A 19,299-nucleotide genomic window follows, 5' to 3' on the forward strand; every position below is an offset into this window, starting at 1 on the left:
CATCCGACACGCACACGCGCGCGGGGTCAACGCCGCCTGTCGATTGCGGTGGACCCTTCATAGAACACGGCGCCTGAGGCGGGGATGAACGCGCCCGGCCAGTGCCTGACGCAGGTTCCGAGCGGTCAGGCGGCCTGCGACCCGGCGAACTGCAGCGAGGCGAGCCGCGCGTAGAGGCCGCCAGCTTCGGCCAGGACCCCGTGGCTGCCCTGTTCGACGATCCGCCCATCCTCCATCACCACGATCCGGTCGGCCTGTCGCACGGTTGCGAGACGGTGCGCGATCACCAGCGTGGTACGGTTCGCCATCAGGCGGTCGAGCGCGTCCTGCACCAGCCGCTCGCTCTCGGCGTCGAGCGCGCTCGTCGCCTCGTCGAGCAGCAGGATCGGCGCATCGCGAAGGATCGCCCGTGCGATGGCCACGCGCTGGCGCTGGCCGCCCGAAAGCTGGGTGCCGTTCTCGCCGAGGAAGGTGTCGAGCCCGTCGGGGAGCGCGCGCAGGAAGCTCTCGGCATTGGCGGCCCGGGCCGCTTCCCAGATCGCCTCGTCGTCGGCCTCCCAGTTACCGTAGCGCAGGTTGTCGCGCGCGTTGGCGCTGAACAAGACGCCGTCCTGCGGCACGAAGGCAATGCGGCGGCGGATCTCGCGCGGGTCCGCGCTGGTGAGCGGCACCCCATCGAGCCGGACGGTGCCCGATTGCGGGTCGTAGAACCGCTCGGCAAGCTGGAAGATCGTGCTCTTGCCGGCACCCGACGGCCCGACGATCGCGACCGTTTCGCCGGGCTGGACCTCCAGCGTGAAGTCGCGCAGCGCCGGGGTGTCGAGCCGGGTGGGATAGCGGAAGCTGACGTTGCGGAAGCTCAACGAGCCGCGCGGGGGCACCGGCAGCGCCTCGGGCCGGGCGGGCGCGGCGATGGCGGGTTCCTCATGCAGCAGTTCGGCGAGCCGGCTGGCCGCGCCGGCACCGCGCAGCAGGTCGCCGTAGACTTCGGTCAGCGCGCCGAGCGACCCCGCCACGAGGCCCGCCGTCAGCACGACCGCGGCGATCGTGCCGCCGCTGATCTCGCCGCTGGCGACGCCCACCGCGCCCCGGTACATGAGCAGGACGACCCCGCCGAACACGATCGCGATGATGATCGCGGTCATCGCCGCGCGGATGAGCACCCGCCGCCGGGCCGTGTCGAACGAGCTTTCGACCGCGTCGGAGAAACGCGCGCTCTCGCGGTCTTCCTGGTTGAACGCCTGCACGACCTTCATGCCCGCGAGGACCTCGGTCGTCATCGCGCCGATGTCGGCCACCCGGTCCTGGCTGGTGCGCGAGACGTTGCGCAGGCGGCGGCCGAACACGGTGATGGGGATGACCACGCCCGGGATGATCAGCATCATCCACAGCGTCAGTCCGGGGACGAGGATGAACAGGTAGATCGTGCCGCCCACGGCCATCAGCAGGTTGCGCAGCGCCACCGAAACGGTCGTGCCCACCACCTGTTCGATCAGGACCGTGTCGCTGGTCATCCGGCTGGAGATTTCCTTGGGGCTGTTCGCCTCGTAGAAACCGGGGGCGAGCCGCAGGAGGTTGGCCTGGACCTTCTGCCGCACATCGGCGACCACGCGCTCACCCAGCCAGCTCACGAAATAGAACCGGAACGCCGTGCCGATCGCCAGCACGACGACGATCATCGCCATGAGTTCGAAGGCGCTGCGGATGCCGCCGATGTCGGCGCCGCGCGAGAACCCCTGGTCGATGATGACCTTGAAATAGGCCGGTATCGCCAGCGTCGCCCCGGCCGTGACCGACAACGCGACGAGCGCCATGGCAATTTGCGCGGGATATTTCAGCGCCTCGCGCCAGATCATCACCAGCGGGCGGATGCTCCGGGCCTTGGCCGGCGCGGGAGAAGCGGCTGCCGGGGGCGCGTCGGCGGCGTTTTCGGGATCGATTGTCGGGCTCTCGTCCATCGCGGCGGGACATAAGGCGCGGCGCGGGCGAAATCCACCGGGCCCCTGCCGCCCGGCACCGTTTTCGAGATTGTGCGTTGCACAATGGACCCCATATGGGCACTTTACACTGCACGAACGCCCGCGAGAGGCGGCAGACAGCAGGGGAAACAGATTGCTTTACCACGCCCACGAAATGCAGCGCGCCTGGCTCGGCGGAGTCAGCGCCTGGGCCTCGATCGCTTCCGAGATGCTGTCCAATCCGATGAACCCGGTGGGCTACATGGGTATGGGCCCGATGGCCGCGAGCGCGCTCGACGTGTTCGCCCACGCCACCCAGACGCGCGGCAAGCCCGCGTTCGACATCGAGGCGGTGACGGTCGGCGGCAAAAGCCGCGCCGTGACCGAGAGCATCGTGCTTCACAAGCCGTTCGGCGATCTCCTCCGCTTCACCCGCGACGGTCTGCCGGCCGATGCGCCGCGCGTGCTGATCGTCGCGCCGATGAGCGGCCACTACGCCACGCTGCTGCGCGGCACGGTGGAGCGGATGGTCGCGAATGCCGATGTCTACATTACCGACTGGGCCGACGCGAAGGTCGTGCCGTCGAAGGCGGGCCGTTTCGATCTCGACGACTACATCGACTACCTCGTCGAGTTTCTCGATCACATCGGACCCGGGTCGCACATGATCGCGGTCTGTCAGCCGTCGGTCCCCGCGCTGGCGGCGACGGCCATCATGAACGCCGGCAAGCACCCCGCCCGCCCCGCGACGCTGACGATGATGGGCGGCCCGATCGACACCCGCCGTTCGCCCACCACGGTCAACGACCTCGCGATGGAGCGCCCGATCGCCTGGTTCCGCCAGAACGTGATCGCCACCGTGCCGATGCAGTACGCCGGACACGGCCGCCGGGTCTATCCGGGGTTCCTGCAACTAGCCGGGTTCATGAGCATGAATCTCGGCAACCACATGATGAGTCATTACGAGATGTTCAAACATCTCAACGCCGGGGACCACGAGAGCGCCGACGCAACGAAGGCGTTCTACGACGAGTATCGCTCGGTCTGCGACATGACGGCCGAATTCTACCTCCAGACAGTGGAGGAGGTGTTTCAGAAGCACTCGCTGCCCAACGGCACCTTCGTCCACCGCGGCGAGCCGGTCGATCTCGGCGATATCCTCGATACCGCGATCCTGGCAGTGGAGGGAGAGCGCGACGACATCTCGGGCATCGGCCAGACGAAGGCCGCGCTCGATCTCGCGACCGGGCTGTCCGACGGCAGGAAGCAGTACTATCTCGCCGAAGGGGCGGGCCATTACGGCATCTTCAACGGCAGCCGCTGGCGCGACAAGATCGCGCCCGTGGTGGAGGATTTCATCGCGCGCCATTCGGCCCGCGCGCTGAAGGCGGTCGCCTGATAGGTCAGGTCGCCGGCGGCGGGGCCTCCCCGCCCGCCTTGCGCCGTACGAAGACCCGGCGGATGACCCGCCGCGCCATTACGATCAGCAAGACGGTAAGTGCGAGCAGCACCGCCGCGATCCCGCCCGCAACCACGGGATGGGCGTAGGCGAGCCAGAGCAATCCGGCGGCGGCAACATCCTCCGCGGTCGACACCGCTACGTTGCTGAACGGTTCGGGGCCGGCATTGACCACCGCGCGCGATCCCGCCTTGCCCGCGTGCGCGGCAAACGCCGCTCCGCCGCCGAGCAGGAACGCGATCACCTGGAACGCAGGGTCCGCCGGATCGACCACCGCCAGCGCCAGCAGCGCCCCGCCGACGGGGCGAACCACGGTGTGCACCGCGTCCCATGCCGAATCGAGCCACATTACCTTGTCGGCGAAGAACTCGGCCAGCGCGGCGACAGCGGCCACTCCCATCACCCACGGATTCGCTAGCACGTCGAGCGATGCGAGATGGTCGGGAAGCGGCAGCACGTCCACCCGCATCGCGAGGCCCGTGGCGAAAGTCGCCAGATAGAGCCGCCAGCCGGCCAGCAGGCTGACGCTGGCGGCAAGGCCCAGAACCTCGACGATGCCCATGCCGCTATCCTTTCTCCACGCGGAACGCCACGCGCGCCCGAACGCTACGATAGGGCAGACCTACCGGAGCCCACGATGATCGTCACCACCAATCCCGCCACCGGCGAAACGCTCGGCCGCTATCCCGTGCTGACCGCCGACGAGATCGACGGCCGCCTCGCCCGCGCCCACGAAACCTTCGGCACGTGGCGCCTGTCGCCGCTGGAGGAGCGCGCCGCCCTGCTCGAAAGCTGTGCCGAAGCGTTCGAGCGCGACATCGAGGCGCTGGCGGAGATCGCGACGCGGGAAATGGGCAAGACCGTCGCTTCGGCGCGGTCCGAGGTGCAGAAGTGCGCCGACCTGTTCCGCCATCTGGCACAGGACGGCCCCGCCATGCTGGCGGCCGAAACGTTCGACCTCGGCGGCGGGCGCACGGCCGAAGGGCGCTGGCTGCCGCTCGGCCCGGTGCTGGCGGTCATGCCCTGGAACTTCCCCTACTGGCAGGTCGCCCGCTTCCTGGCCCCCGCGATCCTCGCCGGCAATACCGCCCTGCTGAAGCACGCGAGCATCGTCCAGGGTACCGCGGCGAAGCTCGAGGAGACGCTGATATCGGCCGGCGCGCCTGCCGGACTGTTCCAGAACCTGTGCATCGGTTCGGACGCGGTGGAGGCGATCATCGACGATCCGCGCGTGGTTGCCGTCACCCTCACCGGAAGCGAAGGCGCGGGCCGCGCGGTGGCCGGAGCGGCGGGGCGCAACCTCAAGAAGGTCGTGCTCGAACTCGGCGGGTCGGACCCGTTCATCGTGATGCCGAGCGCCGATCTGGGCGAAGCGGTGAAGCAGGCGGTCACCGCGCGCATCCAGAACACCGGGCAGTCGTGCATCTGCGGCAAGCGCATGATCGCCCATGCCGACATCTACGAGGAGTTCCTGGAGCGGTTCTCCGCCGCGATGCGGGCCGTGAAGGCCGGCGACCCGTTCGACGAGGAGACCGACATGGGCCCGCTGTCGAGTACAGACCAGCTCGAAACCGTGCTGGGCCAGTTGGCGAAGGCGCAGGAAGAAGGCGCGAACCTGCTGTTCGGCGGCGAGGCGACCGACGGGCCGGGAGCCTTCATCAGCGCCGGCATCCTCACCGACGTGCCGCTGGACAGCGACACCGCGAGGCAAGAAATCTTCGGCCCCGTGGCCCAAGTCTACCGCGCGGCCGACATCGACGAGGCGATTCGCATCGCCAACGCGATCCCCTACGGCCTCGGCTCGTCGGTCTGGACCAACGACGCCGACGAGGAGGAACGCTTCATTCGCGACATCGAGGCCGGGATGACGGCGATCAACCAGTTCCTCGCCAGCGACCCGCGCGCGCCCTTCGGCGGCATCAAGCGGTCGGGCCACGGGCGGGAACTGTCGCAGCACGGCCTGCACGAGTTCATGAACCTGAAGACCGTGCTGCGCCCCGCCTGACCGATACCGCGTGACCGGCCCCGACCGGCGCGCTCAGGACGGCTCGTGCATCGGGCAGCCCGAACGCTGGGCCCTGAACTCCAGCGAATGGCGGTAGGTGTGGCGCCGCGCCCGGTTGGTGTTGCCCAGCGGGACGTGCGCGGCGAGCCCGGTCCACGAACTGAAATGCAGCGTGTCGTTGACCGTGCGCACCGTCTCCTCGTCCCAGCTGTCCTGCGCCGGAATCTTGAGCGTAGCGACCTTTTCGAACGGCGAGACATCCTGCGGCCATTCGACCGACGAATCCTCGACCGGCTGCTTGCGCGGGTCGCGCAGGAGCTGGACGCAGAAATCCCACTCGGCATCGTTCCGCATCATCTGTTCGCGCACGTGGTGGCGCAGCCCGTCGCGGTCGTCGCCGATCTCGACCGTCGCGCCGTCCAGTGCCTTCATCCATGCGGCCGAGGGGCGGAGCATGAACTTCGCCACGTAGTCGCCGTAGCGGAACGGGGTCGTGGAGAAATACTCGAGCGACAGCGGCTCGCTGTGCGGCACCCCGCCCAGCGCGGCGAGCGACGGCGCGGGATCCAGTCCCAGCGCCTGGCGCGCATCGTTCGTCAACTTGAAGGTATCGGCGGCGATCTTCTTCAGCCATTCGGCCTTGTCGGTCGTGCGCGAGGTGAGGTCGAGGTTCTTGGCGAAGGCTTGCGCGTTCGGCGCTGGGAACGCCGGGGCGTTGAGGAAGATGAAATCCTGCGTGCTGCCGTCGGCGCCAGGCATCCGCTCGCCTTCCACGCCGCAGACCTTCAGCGCGAAGCCGCGCGGCAAGTGGATGTTGTCGTGCAGGATGTCGCCGGCATTGGTCGACATGCGGATGTAGGCTTCGTGCGCGCCGGCCCTGGCGAACAGCCCTTGCGCCAGTTCGGGGGGCAGACCGTCCATGACGGTGAACGTCCCCTTGGCGACGCCGTGCGATTTTGCGTGCACGCCGCGGATGGCGCGGCCCGAGTTCTCGTAAGTCGTCTCGAGGATGCGATCGAAATCCTTCTCCAGCGCGACGATCGTCTCGGCTTCCGCATCCGTGTCGATGGTTTCCAGGTCGTCGGAATAGGGCACGGGGTCCGCGGGCATCGGGTTTCCTCTCGCTCGTTCAGGTTTTCCCGACAGAAAGGCGCAGCCGGTCCCGTGGTTCCGGCGAAGTGCGCCATCGGCGGCGCGCGCCTTCTAGCCCACCCTCGCCCCTTGCCCGCCGTCGACGGGCAGCAACGCGCCGGTGACGAAGCGCGCTTCGTCGGAGGCGAGGAACAGGGCCGCGTTGGCGACGTCCCACGCGCTGCCCATCCCGCCCTTCAGCGGAACCATGGCACTGCGCGCCTCGCGCTGGGCGGCAAGATCGCGGCCGTCGCGCGCCGCGGTGCCGCCCACGCCCATCGGCGTGTCGATCAGACCGGGGAGGATCGCGTTGCAGCGCACGCCGCGCTTCGCCGATCCCAGCGCGGTCGCGATCGCGAACCGGTTGAGTGCGGCCTTGGACACCTCGTAGGCGACCATGTTCGCGCCCGCGGTCGAGGCGAGCGAGGAGACGAGCACGATCGAACCCCCGCCGGCCTCGCGCATCGGGGCGAGAACCGCCTTCACCAGCCGCCGGGCGCCGGTGAAATTCACCGCGAACACGGTTTCGAAGGCATCGTCGTCATGCGCGTGAGCCGGGCCGTCGCCGGAATGGCCGATGCCGACGTTATCGACGCACACATCGATCCGCCCCCAGCGCTCCAGCGCCGCGGCGACGATGGCATCGGCATCGGTGACAATGTCGGCGGCGAGGGCATGGGCGGTGCCGCCCGCTTCGCTGATCGCGGACACGGTCTCTTCGGCGCGCGCGAGATCGCGATCGACGCAGAGCACGTCCGCACCCTCGCGCGCGAACGTCATGGCGATGGCCCTGCCGTTGCCGATCGTCTCGCCGGGCTGCTGACCCGCCCCGACCACAATAGCCGTCTTGCCGCCCAGCCTGTTCACCGAATCCGGCTCACCGGCGCCCGCTCATCGCCGGTCGAGGTCCGGATCGAGCCGGTCGCCGTCTTCCAGCTGCACGCCGAAGCTGTTCAGCATCATCGAGACTTGGGTGTACTGCCCCACGGTGAATACGACGTCCATGCGCCCCTTGTCGCCGAGCGGTTCGAGCGCTGCCCATGTCGCGTCCGACACGAAATGGTCGCCGACCAGTTCGTCGCAGGCGCGCACGATGGCGCGGTCGATGTCGTCCCAGCATTCGGCGCCGGCGCCCTCCTTCGTCGCGGCGACCTCGGCCTCGGTCATCCCGGCGGCGAGGCCGATCCGCTCATGCTGGCCGAACTCGTAACCCGAACCGCACAGGTACCCGGTGCGCAGGATGGCGATCTCGCGGCGCCGCGGGTCGAGGCTGTTCCGGCGGCTGAGGACGTACCCGCCCCATTCCAGAAATCGCCGCAACGCCTCGGGCGCGCGGGCGAAGGTCAGGAAGATGTTGAGCGGCGCCGCCCCCTCGCGCGTTACCGACGCGACCGCCCCGGCCTGCTCTTCGGAGAGCGAGGCCGGGTCGAGCGGCCCTATGCGGGGTGCGCGCAGGCGCATGTTACCCCGGCCTCACGTAGGGCAGCGGCAGGCCGACCATCAGAGTATCTCGAACAGCCCTGCCGCGCCCTGGCCGCCGCCGATGCACATCGTGACGACGGCGTATTGCACGCCGCGGCGCTTGCCCTCGATCAGCGCGTGCCCGACACAGCGCGCACCGGTCATGCCGAAGGGGTGGCCGATCGAAATCGATCCGCCGTTGACGTTGAGCCGGTCGTCGGGAATGCCGAGCTTGTCGCGGCAGTAGAGCACCTGCACCGCGAACGCCTCGTTCAGTTCCCACAGGCCGATGTCGTCCATCTTGAGGTCGAAGCGCTCGAGCAGCTTGGGGATCGCGAAGACCGGTCCGATGCCCATCTCGTCGGGTTCCGTTCCCGCGACCGCCATGCCGACGTAGCGGCCCATCGGGGTGAGGCCCTTCTTCGCCGCGACGCCCGCTTCCATCACCACACACGCCGACGAACCGTCGCTGAGCTGGCTCGCATTGCCGGCGGTAATCACGCCGCCTTCGCCGACCACCGGCTTCAGGTTCGACAGGCCTTCCAGCGTGGTGTCGGGACGGTTGCAGTCGTCCTTGGTCGCGGTGACTTCCTTGTAGGAGACTTCCTTGGTCTCCTTGTCCATTACCGCCATCGTGGCGGTGCACGGGACGATCTCGTCATCGAACTTGCCCGCAGCCTGGCCGGCGGCGGTGCGCTGCTGCGACTGGAGCGAGTATTCGTCCTGCGCCTCGCGGCTGATGCCGTAGCGCTTGGCGACGACTTCGGCGGTGCCGATCATCGGCATGTAGATGTGCGGGTGCATTTCCAGGAGCTCGCGGTCGGGCTCGACGAACATCTTGCCGCTGCCCACGACCTTGGAAATCGATTCGAGACCGCCCGCGACGCAGATGTCCATCCGGTCGATGACGACCTGCTTGGCGGCGGTGGCGATCGCCATCAGGCCGCTCGAACACTGGCGGTCGATCGTCATGCCGGGTACGCTGACCGGCAGACCGGCGCGAAGGCCCGCGAGCCGCGCCACGTTGCCGCCGGTCGAACCCTGCTGCACCGCACAGCCCATCAGGACGTCGTCGACTTCGGCGCCGTCGATCCCGGCCCGCTCGACCGCGGCCTTGATCGACCAAGCGCCCAGCGTCGCGCCGGTGGTGTTATTGAATGCACCGCGCGCCGCCTTTGTCAGCGGGGTACGGGCGGTGGAAACGATGACGGCGTCGCGTGCCATGGAAGTGTCCTTTTTTCGTCATCCCAGCGGAAGCTGGGATCGTTTCAATCTTGGTCGGAACATGGGGCCGGCGATCCCAGCGTTCGCTGGGATGACGGCTAACCGCAAAAGGTCAGACGAAGACCTGCATGATCCATTCGGTGATGAGCGCGGGCTTGTCCTCGCCCTCGATCTCGATGGTGATTTCGTTGGTCTGCTGCCACTGGCCGGGGCGCTTCTCGATCATCTCGATCAGCTTCCAGTGGCCGCGGATGCGCTTGCCGCTGCGGACGGGGCTGATGAACCGCGTCTTGTTGCCGCCGTAGTTCACGCCCATTTTCACGCCGTCGACCCGAGGCAGGTCGGAGTTGGCGCTGAGGTAGGGGATCATCGACAGGGTGAGAAAGCCGTGGGCGATGGTCCCGCCGAACGGGGTCATCTTCGCCTTTTCCTCGTCGAGGTGGATGAACTGGTGATCGCCCGTCGCTTCGGCGAACTGGTTGATCCGTTCCTGGCTCATCTCGACCCATTCGCTGGTGCCGATGGTCTCGCCGACTTTTGCGGCCACGTCCTGCGGGCTCATGCGCCTCTCCTTTTGAAAACCCGGTATGCCGGGCTCTCATAGGCGCACACATCGTCTCAAGGCAACGCGGGTTTGCCTGCCGCTACGGCATCGGGCGCCGGGCCGGGCCACGCCCGGCGTGCGCCGCGTCCCCGCCGATTCGCCGCCGTGTCCATCCGGCGGCACCAGCTCCACAGCGCGCACTGCACGCCGATCAGCGTCAGCACGAAGGGCTGGTAGGCGATCCCCTGGAACAGAGAGCCGACGAGGTAGACGACCTGTCCGAACTGGAGCGCGGTCGCGAGGGGGGCCTGCCATCGCTCGCCATCGCCGGTGCGGTTCTTCCACCGGCGGCGGATGCGCTCCATCTGCCACAGGCCCAGGAGGTGGATCCACAGCCACAGCATCAGGCCCGGCCAGCCCTGTTCGCCCAGCATCTCGAACACGGCGGAATGAAAGGCGCGGGATTCGTCGGTATGCTCTTCGTAGCGGACCGACATGCTGTTGCCGCTGCCCGTGCGGACCGGCGTCATGTATGTGAACTTGTTGCCGCGGTAGGCGTCGAACCCGCCGCCCAATGGATGGCTGTTGGCGTAGTCGATGGTCCATTCCCACACCGCCATGCGGGTGGACGCCGACTTGTCCTCGTCGGTCGATTCGAGCGTCGACATCCGCGCCATCCAGCTTTGCGGCAGGAAAGGAAGCGCGACGAGGCCCAGCGCCGCCGCGCTGCCGATGTAGAGGAACCGCCGCTTCGCATCGCGCAGCATCAACGCGCCGAGCACCGCGATGCACAGGAGTCCCGTGCGCGCCTCGGTCCCGATCGGGATCAGCAGGCAGGCAAAGACGAGCGCATAACCGAACCACTTCACCCGCCAGTCGGGGGGGAACACCGTGCCGTGCTTCGTCAGCCACAGGATCATCGGGATGATCGCAATCGCCACCGTCGCAATGGTAGAGCTTTCGTACATGCCGGTGTTGTTTTGCACGAACAGGTAGAGCCGCCCGTATCCGCCCCCGCCGGTCGCGGTCTTGATCCCGCCATCGATGATGATCGCGCCGGCGGTCAGCACCATCGTCAGCACCACCGCCTCGAAGCGGAGCCGGGTGGTCAGCGTCAGCGGCAGGAAGATCGCGAAGACCAGCGCCTTCCACACCCAGGCCCACTTGGCCGCCGCCTCCACCGGGAAGTCGGCATGGGTGGTCGTCCACGCGCAGAGCAGCAACAGCGCCACCATCAGCCACTGGCGGAAGGCGAACTTCGCGCCGTGCTTGGGATCGGCGAGCAGCCAGCCGCCGAAGGCCGCGCAGAACGCGATCAGCGAGACCGGCATCGCGCTCACGAACCGCCAGCCGATGTCCTGCGGCGCAAGCGTGTCGATGTAGATGTAAAGCAGCACCCACAGGAAGGGCCGGAAGAGGCCGAGCACGAGCATCCCGAGGATGAACAGCAGGAGCGCGAGGTCGATCATGCCTCCGATTCCTCGGACGCCGCCCGGTCGGGATCGCGGTCGAGATCGTCGCGCCCGAGCAGCCGCAGCGCCATCAGCAGCAACAGGCCGTGCGACAGCGCGAGGGCGAAGAGGTCGATCATCCGCCGCCGGCCCTAGCGCGGCGCGGTTGACGGCCCGTTAAGCCTGTCGTGCGAGAACGCACCGCCATGACCCGTGTGCTCCACGTCCTCGACCATTCGCTGCCGCTCCACAGCGGCTACACCTTTCGCACCCGCGCGATCATGGCGGCGCAGGTCGCGGCGGGGCTCGACGTGCGCGGGATGACCGGGCAGCGCCACACTGCCGACGGACCGCCCAACGAAGCGGTCGAAGGGCTGCTGTTTCACCGCACGCCGGGGACCGCGAGCGGCCCGCCGGGGGTGCGCGAATGGCGCGAGGTCGGCGCGTTGGCGGATGCGATCGTCAAGCTCGCGCACGACTGGCGACCCGATGTGCTCCACGCCCACTCGCCCGCGTTGTGTGGCCGCGCCGCGATCCGCGCCGGCGCCGCGCTGGGCATCCCGGTGGTCTACGAGATCCGCGCCTTCTGGGAAGACGCGGCCGTGGGCAACGGCACGGGACGCGCCGGATCGGTCAAGTATCGCCTGACCCGCGCGCTGGAGGATGCGGTCGTGCGCGATGCCGATGCCGTCTTCACCATCTGCAACGGACTGCGCGACGACCTCGCCGAACGCGGGCATCCGGCGGGCAAGATCGGCCTGTCGCCCAACGGGGTGGACCTCACGCTGTTCGGCGCCCCGCCCGCGCGTGACGCGGCGCTGGGCGCACGGCTCGGTCTCGGTAGCGGGCCGGTGGTCGGCTTCATCGGCAGCTTCTACGATTACGAGGGGCTCGACGTCCTGATCGACGCGATGCCGCGGCTGATCGCCCGCCAACCGGGCGCGCGGCTGCTGCTGGTCGGCGGGGGACCGATGGACGCGGCCCTGCGCACCCAGGCCGAGGCCTCGCCCGCGCGGGAGGCAATAGTCTTCACCGGCCGCGTGCCGCACCGCGAGGTCGAGCGGTACTATTCGCTCGTCGACGTGCTCGCCTATCCGCGCAAGGCCAGCCGGCTGACCGACCTCGTCACTCCGCTCAAACCGCTCGAGGCGATGGCGCAGGGCCGGCTCGTGGCCGCCAGCGACGTCGGCGGCCACCGCGAATTGATTGCCGACGGCACCACCGGCACACTGTTCGCGCCCGACGATCCGGCCGCCTGCGCCGACGCGCTCGCCGACCTGTTCGACGACCGCTCCGGCCGGGCCGCTATGCGCGACCGCGCCCGTGCCCACGTCGCCGAACATCACGACTGGGCCCGCAACGCGCGTCGTTATCAGGACGTTTACCAACACCTGTTAGCCCGGCGGAATAACGGGGAGCTGTCCGCCGCCGCCTGAGGGCCAAACGGACTCTACGCTCCCGCCGCAACGGGGTACGAAGTGAGCGACAAACCCAGCGACAAGACCGGTGACGGGGTCGCCGAGAGGGCAACGGCCCGGGCCGCCGCGAAAGCACCGGTGAGCGCGCATCCCGCGTTCCCGGCCATCGTCGGGCTGTGGTTCGCCGCGCTGTTCGGGATGGGCAGCCTCGTGCTGCCGGTCGCGATCTACGAGCAGACCGCCTCGGCCACCGGCATCGCCTCCGTATGGACCGCCGCGCAGGCGCCGCTGGGCGTGACCGCGCGCATCCTCATCTCGCTGGTCGCGGCCGCCGCGGGCGTGCTCGCCGGCCTCGCCGTTGCACGCAAGGTCGCCGCCGCATCGCCGGCGCGCCCGATGGCCCGCCGCGCCGCCGCGCTCAGCCCTTTGGTCTCCGCCGATACGCGCCCCGCCAAGCGACCGATTTCCGCGCACGAGGAACTGGGCGAAGGCGGTCTCGACGCCGCCGAGAAGCCGAAGAAACGCCGCGCCCTGTCGGTCACCGACGACAGCGCGCGCAGCGAATTCCTCGACTACGCCCCCGTACCGGGCAACTTCGACTATGCCGCGCCCGAGGCCTCGACCGAGCTTGACCTGGCTCACTTCGCGCAGGAAGCGCCGGACGACGACGAGCAGCCTGCCTTGGAGGAGGAAGTCGCCTTCGAACCCGCGGCGCCCGAACATTCCGAGCCCGAACCCTTCGAGGACCTAGCCATGACAGCGCCCGCACCGACCGCTTCTGCACCCTTCGCGCGGCCGTTCGACATGCCGCTTGAAACCCCCGAAGCGTTTGGGCCCGTTGCGGCCGAGGAAACGGTTACATATCAACCGGAACCCGAAGTCGACGCGCGGCCGGTCACCGAGCGTCCGCTCGGCGACCTTGCGATCGCGCAACTCGTCGAACGGTTCGCCCTCGCGCTCGAAGGCCACCGCGCCGTCGCCGCGGCCCCGGTCGCCGAGGTCCACGCCATGCCCGCTGCGTCCGCGCCGCAGGACGCCGAAACACCGACGCCGGTCGCCCAGCCGGCAGCCCCGTTCGACGATCCGTTTGCGGCCCCTGCCGCCGCGGCGATGCCCGCTGCCCTGCGCCCGATGGATTTCGGCGCCTTCGGCGAGGACGAGGACGAGGACGACGAAGGCGCCCTGCCCGATCTCGACCTCACGTCGGTCCTGTCGCGCAGCGTCCGCGCGTTCGCACCGCCCTCCGCGCCCGCGCCATCCACGCTTGGGCCCGCCGCTCCTACTGCAGCCCCCGCATTCGTTGCACCGCCGGCGGTCGATTTCGGCTTCGCCCGCCCCGGCCCGGCCGCTTTCGCCGATCCGCTCTCGGCAAGCGCGAATTCGGCCAGCGAGGACGATGCCGAGGACGAAGGCTACAGCTCGCTCCTCGCCATGAAGAGCCCGTTCGGCCTCCCGCGCGAAGCCGTGCGGGTCGAGGACGAAGACGCCGACTCCGATTCGATTGAGCCGGTCGTGATCTTCCCGCATCAGGCCGATCGCCGCCCCGCGCCCGCTACCGACGGCCCGGCCCAGGGCAGCGCGTTTGCCGCCGCATCGCGCCCGTTCGATGCGCCCGCTGCGCGGTTGGAGGCGCTCGACCGGACCGGCACTGCCGCGCCGGCGCCGCGTGCCACTTCGGGCGAGACCGAACGCGCCCTGCGTGAAGCGCTCGAAAAGCTGCAACGGATGAGCGGCGCGGCCTGATCCGGCCGGCCGCACGCCCTTCCCTTTTCGCACCTGCGAAAGCCGTGCTTTAGCCGGCTCAACCCGCGCGCGGCTTGCACCGCTCCGCGCGTTTCGCCATTGCCGCTGAATGCGATACGATTGCTGCGCGAAGCGGCATAGCGAATCGCATTTTATTGCCGAGCGCCGGTCGCCGCGCCGGTATCGACACGGGATGGAAACGAAACGGATGGCTCTTCCCCACACCCAGGGGCTCTACGACCCGCGTAACGAGCACGACGCCTGCGGCGTCGGCATGCTGGCGCATATTCGGGGCGAGAAAAGCCACACTATCGTCACCCGCGCGCTCGAAATCCTCGGCAACCTCGACCACCGCGGCGCCGTCGGCGCCGATCCGCTGATGGGCGACGGCGCAGGCATCCTGATCCAGATCCCCGATCCTCTGTTCCGCAAGTGGGCGGCGCGCGAAGGGTACGACCTGCCGCCGCCGGGCGAATATGCGGTGGCGCAGTGCATGATGCCGCGTGGGCAGGCTGCGCGTGACTTCGTGACCGGACAGTTCGAACGCTTCGTCGCCAAGGAAGGCCAGCGCCTCGTCGGCTGGCGCGACGTGCCGGTCACGCTCGACGGCCTCGGGCAGGCGGTCGTCGCCTCGATGCCGGTCATGCGCCAGTGCGTCATCGCGCGTGGGCCCAACTGCGCCGACCAAGGGGCGTTCGAGCGCAAGCTGATCGTCATCCGCAAGCAGACGCAGAACCCGCTGAAGGCGCAGGAGGACAAGCTCGGCATTGCAGGCCTGAGCCAGCTCTACATTCCCAGCTTCTCGAGCCGGACGATCGTCTACAAGGGCCTGCTGCTTGCCCACCAGGTCGAGAGTTTCTACGACGACCTGCGCGATCCCGACTGCGTTTCGGCGCTGGGCCTCGTCCACCAGCGTTTCAGCACGAACACATTTCCCAGCTGGCGGCTCGCGCACCCCTATCGCTTCATGGCCCACAACGGCGAGATCAACACCGTGCGCGGCAATGTGAACTGGATGAACGCCCGCCGTCGCACGATGGAATCGCCGCTGCTGGGCGCCGACCTCGACAAGCTGTGGCCGATCATCCCGCACGGCCAGTCCGACACCGCGTGCCTCGACAACGCATTGGAGCTGCTGCTGCTGGGCGGATACGACCTCGCCCACGCGATGATGATGCTCATGCCCGAGGCGTGGGCCAAGGACCCGCTGATGGATGCGGGCCGCCGGGCGTTCTACGAGTACCACGCCGCGCTGATGGAGCCGTGGGACGGGCCCGCCGCGGTGTGCTTCACCGACGGCCGCCAGATCGGCGCCACGCTCGACCGCAACGGGCTGCGTCCGGCGCGCTGGTGCACCACAAGGGACGACCTCATCTGCCTCGCCTCCGAAAGCGGCGTGCTGCCGTTCGCGGAAGAGGACATCGTCAGGAAGTGGCGGCTGCAGCCCGGCAAGATGCTGCTGATCGACCTCGAGAAGGGCCGCATCGTCGAGGATGCGGAGCTCAAGGCCGAACTCGCCGCCGCCGAACCCTATGCCGAATGGCTCGACAAGGCGCAGTACAAGCTCGAAGACCTCGACCACGTGGAGCCCGAGCTCAGCGCCGTGCCCGAGCCGACCGAGGACCTGCTGGAGCGCCAGCAGGTGTTCGGCTACACGCAGGAGGATCTCGCCCGGTTCCTCGAACCGATGGCGCAGGCGGGCGACGATCCCATCGGCTCGATGGGCACCGACACGCCGATCGCCGTGCTCAGCGACCGTCCGCGGCTGCTGTTCGACTATTTCAAGCAGAACTTCGCGCAGGTCACCAACCCGCCGATCGACCCGATCCGCGAGGAGCTGGTGATGAGCCTCCTCTCCATGATCGGCCCGCGCCCGAACCTGCTGGGCCACGACGCGGGCACGCACAAGCGGCTCGAGGTCGGCCAGCCGATCCTCACCAACGACGATCTCGCCAAGATCCGTTCGGTCGAGGCCGCGCTCGACGGGGCGTTCCGCTGCGCCACGATCGACACCTGCTGGGACGCCGCCAGCGGGGTCGAGGGGATCGAGCTCGCCATCCGCGAGATGTGCTGGGCCGCGACCGAAGCGGTGCTGGCTGACCACACCATCCTCGTCCTCAGCGACCGCGGGCAGAGCAACGACCGCATCCCCATCCCGATGCTGCTGGCGACCTCGGCAGTGCACCATCACCTCGTGCGGCAGGGACTGCGGATGCAGACCGGCCTCGTCGTCGAGACGGGCGAGGCGCGCGAGGTGCACCACTTCGCCGCGCTCGCCGGATACGGCGCGGAAGCGATCAATCCCTACCTGGCGTTCGAGACGCTGGAGGACATCCGCCGGACCAAGCTGCCCCACCTCGAAGAGGCGGCGGTGCGCAAGAACTACGTCAAGGCGATCGGCAAGGGCCTGCTCAAGGTCATGTCGAAGATGGGCATTTCCACCTACCAGTCGTATTGCGGCGCGCAGATCTTCGACGCGGTCGGGCTGTCGAGCGACTTCGTGGAGGCTTACTTCACCGGCACCGCGACCACGATCGAGGGCGTGGGCCTGCGGCAAGTGGCGGAAGAGACCGTCCGCCGCCACGCCGCGGCCTACGGCGACAATCCGGTCCTGCAGGGCATGCTCGACGCGGGCGGCATCTACCAGTTCCGCCTGCGGGGTGAGGCGCATGCCTGGACGCCCGGCACCGTCGCCGACCTGCAGCACGCGGTGCGCGGCAACAGCCAGGATCGCTACGAGGACTATGCCCGCGCGATCAACGAGCAGTCCGAACGCCTGCTGACCATCCGCGGCCTCATGGAACTGAAGCCCGCCGCCTCGCCCGTGCCGCTGGACGAGGTCGAGCCGGCGGCCGAGATCGTGAAGCGGTTCAGCACCGGCGCGATGAGCTTCGGCTCGATCAGCCGAGAGGCGCACACCACGCTCGCCATCGCGATGAACCGCATCGGCGGCCGCTCGAACACCGGAGAGGGCGGCGAGGAACCCGACCGCTTCCTGCCGCTGGATAACGGCGACACGATGCGCTCGAAGATCAAGCAGGTCGCCAGCGGCCGCTTCGGGGTGACCACCGAGTATCTCGTCAATTCGGACGACATCCAGATCAAGATGGCGCAGGGCGCCAAGCCCGGCGAGGGCGGCCAGCTGCCCGGGCACAAGGTCGACAAGGTGATCGGCAAGGTCCGCCACTCGACCCCGGGCGTCGGCCTCATCAGCCCGCCGCCGCACCACGACATCTATTCGATCGAGGATCTGGCGCAGCTCATCCACGACCTCAAGAACGTGAATCGGCAGGCGCGCATTTCGGTGAAGCTGGTGTCCGAGGTCGGCGTCGGCACGGTCGCGGCAGGCGTGTCGAAGTGCAAGGCCGACCATGTCACCATCTCGGGCTACGAGGGCGGGACCGGCGCTTCGCCGCTGACCAGCCTGACGCACGCGGGTTCGCCGTGGGAGATCGGGCTAGCCGAAACCCAGCAGACGCTGCTGCTCAACGATCTGCGCAGCCGCATCGCGGTGCAGGTCGACGGCGGCCTGCGGACGGGCCGCGACGTCGCCATCGGCGCGCTGCTCGGCGCGGACGAGTTCGGCTTCGCCACCGCCCCGCTGATCGCGGCCGGGTGCATCATGATGCGCAAGTGCCACCTCAACACCTGCCCGGTCGGCGTCGCGACGCAGGACCCCGAACTGCGCAAGCGCTTCACCGGCACGCCCGAGCACGTGATCAACTACTTCTTCTTCGTGGCGGAGGAACTGCGGCGGATCATGGCCGAGATGGGCTTTCGCACGATCGAGGAGATGGTCGGCCGGGTCGACCGGATCGACATGGCCCGGGCGGAACGGCACTGGAAGGCCCACGGCGTCGACCTGTCGCGCCTGCTCCACCGGGTCGAGCCGGTGGGCGGCCACACGCTGTTCCATTCGCAGGAACAGGACCACGCGTTGGACGGCGCGCTCGACGTCGAGCTGATCGAGGCCTGCCGCGATGCCATCGACACCGGCGCGCCGGTCCAGCTCGAACGGACGATCCGCAATGTCAACCGCACCGCGGGCGCGATGCTGTCGGGTGAGGTCGCGAAGGCGCACGGCCACCGCGGGCTCGACCCCGAAACGATCCGCATCGAGTTCACCGGCGTCGCCGGGCAGAGCTTCGGCGCATGGCTCGCCCACGGGATCACCCTGCGCCTGACGGGCGATGCCAACGATTACGTCGGCAAGGGTCTGTCGGGCGGCCGCATCGTCGTCCGCCAGCCGGAAAACGTCGAGCGTGACCCGCGCGAGAACATCATCGTCGGCAACACGGTGCTCTACGGCGCGATCGCCGGCGAGGCGTACTTCCAGGGCGTCGCGGGCGAACGCTTCGCGGTGCGCAATTCGGGCGCGGTCGCCGTGGTCGAAGGCTGCGGCGATCATGGCTGCGAGTACATGACCGGCGGCACCGTGGTCGTGCTCGGCCAGACGGGCCGGAATTTCGCGGCCGGGATGAGCGGCGGGGTCGCCTACGTCTACGACGAGGACGGCAGCTTCGCCAAGCGCTGCAACACCGCGCAGGTCGGCCTCTCGGCCGTCTCGCCCACCCGCGACGAGGACGAGGGAACCGGTCGCCCGCTCCAGCGCGCCCGCGGGGTCGACGATGCCGGCATGGGCGACATGCTGCGCCACGATGCCGAGCGGCTGCGCGTGCTGGTGGAACGCCACAAGCTCCACACCGGCAGCGCGAAAGCCGCCGCCATCCTCGACGACTGGAATACGGCCCTCGCGAAATTCGTGAAGGTCATGCCCGAAGACTACGAACGCGCGCTGCGCCAGCTCGAGGCCGAGCGCGACAATGCCGCGATGGAGGCGGCCGAGTGATGACAGACCAGCAAAACAAAAAGCCCCTCCCCTTCAGGGGAGGGGTCGGGGTGGGG

The 19,299-nt window shown here is 68.8% G+C and carries 14 protein-coding genes; 5 read left to right on the forward strand and 9 right to left on the reverse strand.

The features are described 5' to 3' along the window. Positions 1-125: 125 nt before the first annotated feature. The gene (locus D4766_RS06565; RefSeq protein ID WP_120716730.1) at positions 126-1,958 is read right to left on the reverse strand and encodes an ABC transporter transmembrane domain-containing protein; all 1,833 of its coding nucleotides are present in this window, start codon (positions 1,956-1,958) and stop codon (positions 126-128) included. Between the two features lie 154 nt (positions 1,959-2,112). Here D4766_RS06565 and D4766_RS06570 point away from each other — a divergent pair, with 154 nt between their 5' ends. Then, positions 2,113-3,357, forward strand: a complete 1,245-nt coding sequence (locus D4766_RS06570) for a polyhydroxyalkanoate depolymerase (protein ID WP_120716731.1) — start codon at positions 2,113-2,115, stop codon at positions 3,355-3,357. Positions 3,358-3,361: 4 nt separating this feature from the next. Here D4766_RS06570 and D4766_RS06575 read toward each other — a convergent pair whose 3' ends face one another. Then, positions 3,362-3,979: a DUF4126 domain-containing protein gene (locus D4766_RS06575; protein WP_120716732.1), complete on the reverse strand. Its 618-nt coding sequence runs from the start codon at positions 3,977-3,979 to the stop codon at positions 3,362-3,364. 75 nt (positions 3,980-4,054) lie between these two features. Here D4766_RS06575 and D4766_RS06580 point away from each other — a divergent pair, with 75 nt between their 5' ends. After that, positions 4,055-5,422, forward strand: a complete 1,368-nt coding sequence (locus D4766_RS06580) for an NAD-dependent succinate-semialdehyde dehydrogenase (protein WP_120716733.1) — start codon at positions 4,055-4,057, stop codon at positions 5,420-5,422. Positions 5,423-5,455: 33 nt separating this feature from the next. Here the strand turns inward: D4766_RS06580 and D4766_RS06585 are convergent, their stop codons facing one another. The 7 genes from D4766_RS06585 to D4766_RS14110 all read right to left on the reverse strand — a co-directional run bounded on the left by D4766_RS06585 (position 5,456) and on the right by D4766_RS14110 (position 11,373). Further along, entirely contained in the window at positions 5,456-6,532 is a 1,077-nt protein-coding gene (locus tag D4766_RS06585; RefSeq protein WP_120716734.1) for a catalase family protein, read from the reverse strand. A gap of 93 nt (positions 6,533-6,625) precedes the next feature. Next, the gene (locus D4766_RS06590; protein ID WP_120716735.1) at positions 6,626-7,420 is read right to left on the reverse strand and encodes an SDR family NAD(P)-dependent oxidoreductase; all 795 of its coding nucleotides are present in this window, start codon (positions 7,418-7,420) and stop codon (positions 6,626-6,628) included. A gap of 24 nt (positions 7,421-7,444) precedes the next feature. Further along, a complete protein-coding gene (locus D4766_RS06595) occupies positions 7,445-8,014 on the reverse strand; it encodes a carboxymuconolactone decarboxylase family protein (RefSeq protein ID WP_120716736.1) in 570 nt (189 codons plus the stop codon). A 39-nt stretch (positions 8,015-8,053) separates the two neighbouring features. Next, the gene (locus D4766_RS06600) at positions 8,054-9,238 is read right to left on the reverse strand and encodes an acetyl-CoA C-acyltransferase (protein ID WP_120716737.1); all 1,185 of its coding nucleotides are present in this window, start codon (positions 9,236-9,238) and stop codon (positions 8,054-8,056) included. Between the two features lie 112 nt (positions 9,239-9,350). Beyond that, on the reverse strand, positions 9,351-9,800 hold the full coding sequence (locus tag D4766_RS06605) for a MaoC family dehydratase (RefSeq protein WP_120716738.1): 450 nt from the start codon (positions 9,798-9,800) through the stop codon (positions 9,351-9,353). Between the two features lie 56 nt (positions 9,801-9,856). Next, positions 9,857-11,251, reverse strand: coding sequence for a DUF5935 domain-containing protein (locus D4766_RS06610; RefSeq protein ID WP_120716739.1), 1,395 nt, complete (start codon positions 11,249-11,251; stop codon positions 9,857-9,859). After that, positions 11,248-11,373: a hypothetical protein gene (locus tag D4766_RS14110; RefSeq protein ID WP_267896448.1), complete on the reverse strand. Its 126-nt coding sequence runs from the start codon at positions 11,371-11,373 to the stop codon at positions 11,248-11,250. The genes D4766_RS06610 and D4766_RS14110 overlap by 4 nt, the downstream gene beginning before the upstream one ends. 66 nt (positions 11,374-11,439) lie before the next feature. Here D4766_RS14110 and D4766_RS06615 point away from each other — a divergent pair, with 66 nt between their 5' ends. The 3 genes from D4766_RS06615 to gltB all read left to right on the forward strand — a co-directional run bounded on the left by D4766_RS06615 (position 11,440) and on the right by gltB (position 19,243). Then, positions 11,440-12,669 carry a TIGR04063 family PEP-CTERM/XrtA system glycosyltransferase gene (locus tag D4766_RS06615; protein ID WP_120716740.1) on the forward strand — a complete coding sequence of 410 codons (1,230 nt, stop codon included), beginning with the start codon at positions 11,440-11,442 and terminating at the stop codon, positions 12,667-12,669. A 42-nt stretch (positions 12,670-12,711) separates the two neighbouring features. After that, on the forward strand, positions 12,712-14,394 hold the full coding sequence (locus tag D4766_RS06620; RefSeq protein WP_120716741.1) for a hypothetical protein: 1,683 nt from the start codon (positions 12,712-12,714) through the stop codon (positions 14,392-14,394). A 208-nt stretch (positions 14,395-14,602) separates the two neighbouring features. Next, positions 14,603-19,243, forward strand: a complete 4,641-nt coding sequence (gene gltB, locus D4766_RS06625) for a glutamate synthase large subunit (RefSeq protein ID WP_120718102.1) — start codon at positions 14,603-14,605, stop codon at positions 19,241-19,243. Positions 19,244-19,299 lie beyond the last annotated feature (56 nt).

Origin of the sequence: Tsuneonella amylolytica (genome assembly GCF_003626915.1) — a bacterium.
Classification (GTDB): domain Bacteria; phylum Pseudomonadota; class Alphaproteobacteria; order Sphingomonadales; family Sphingomonadaceae; genus Tsuneonella; species Tsuneonella amylolytica.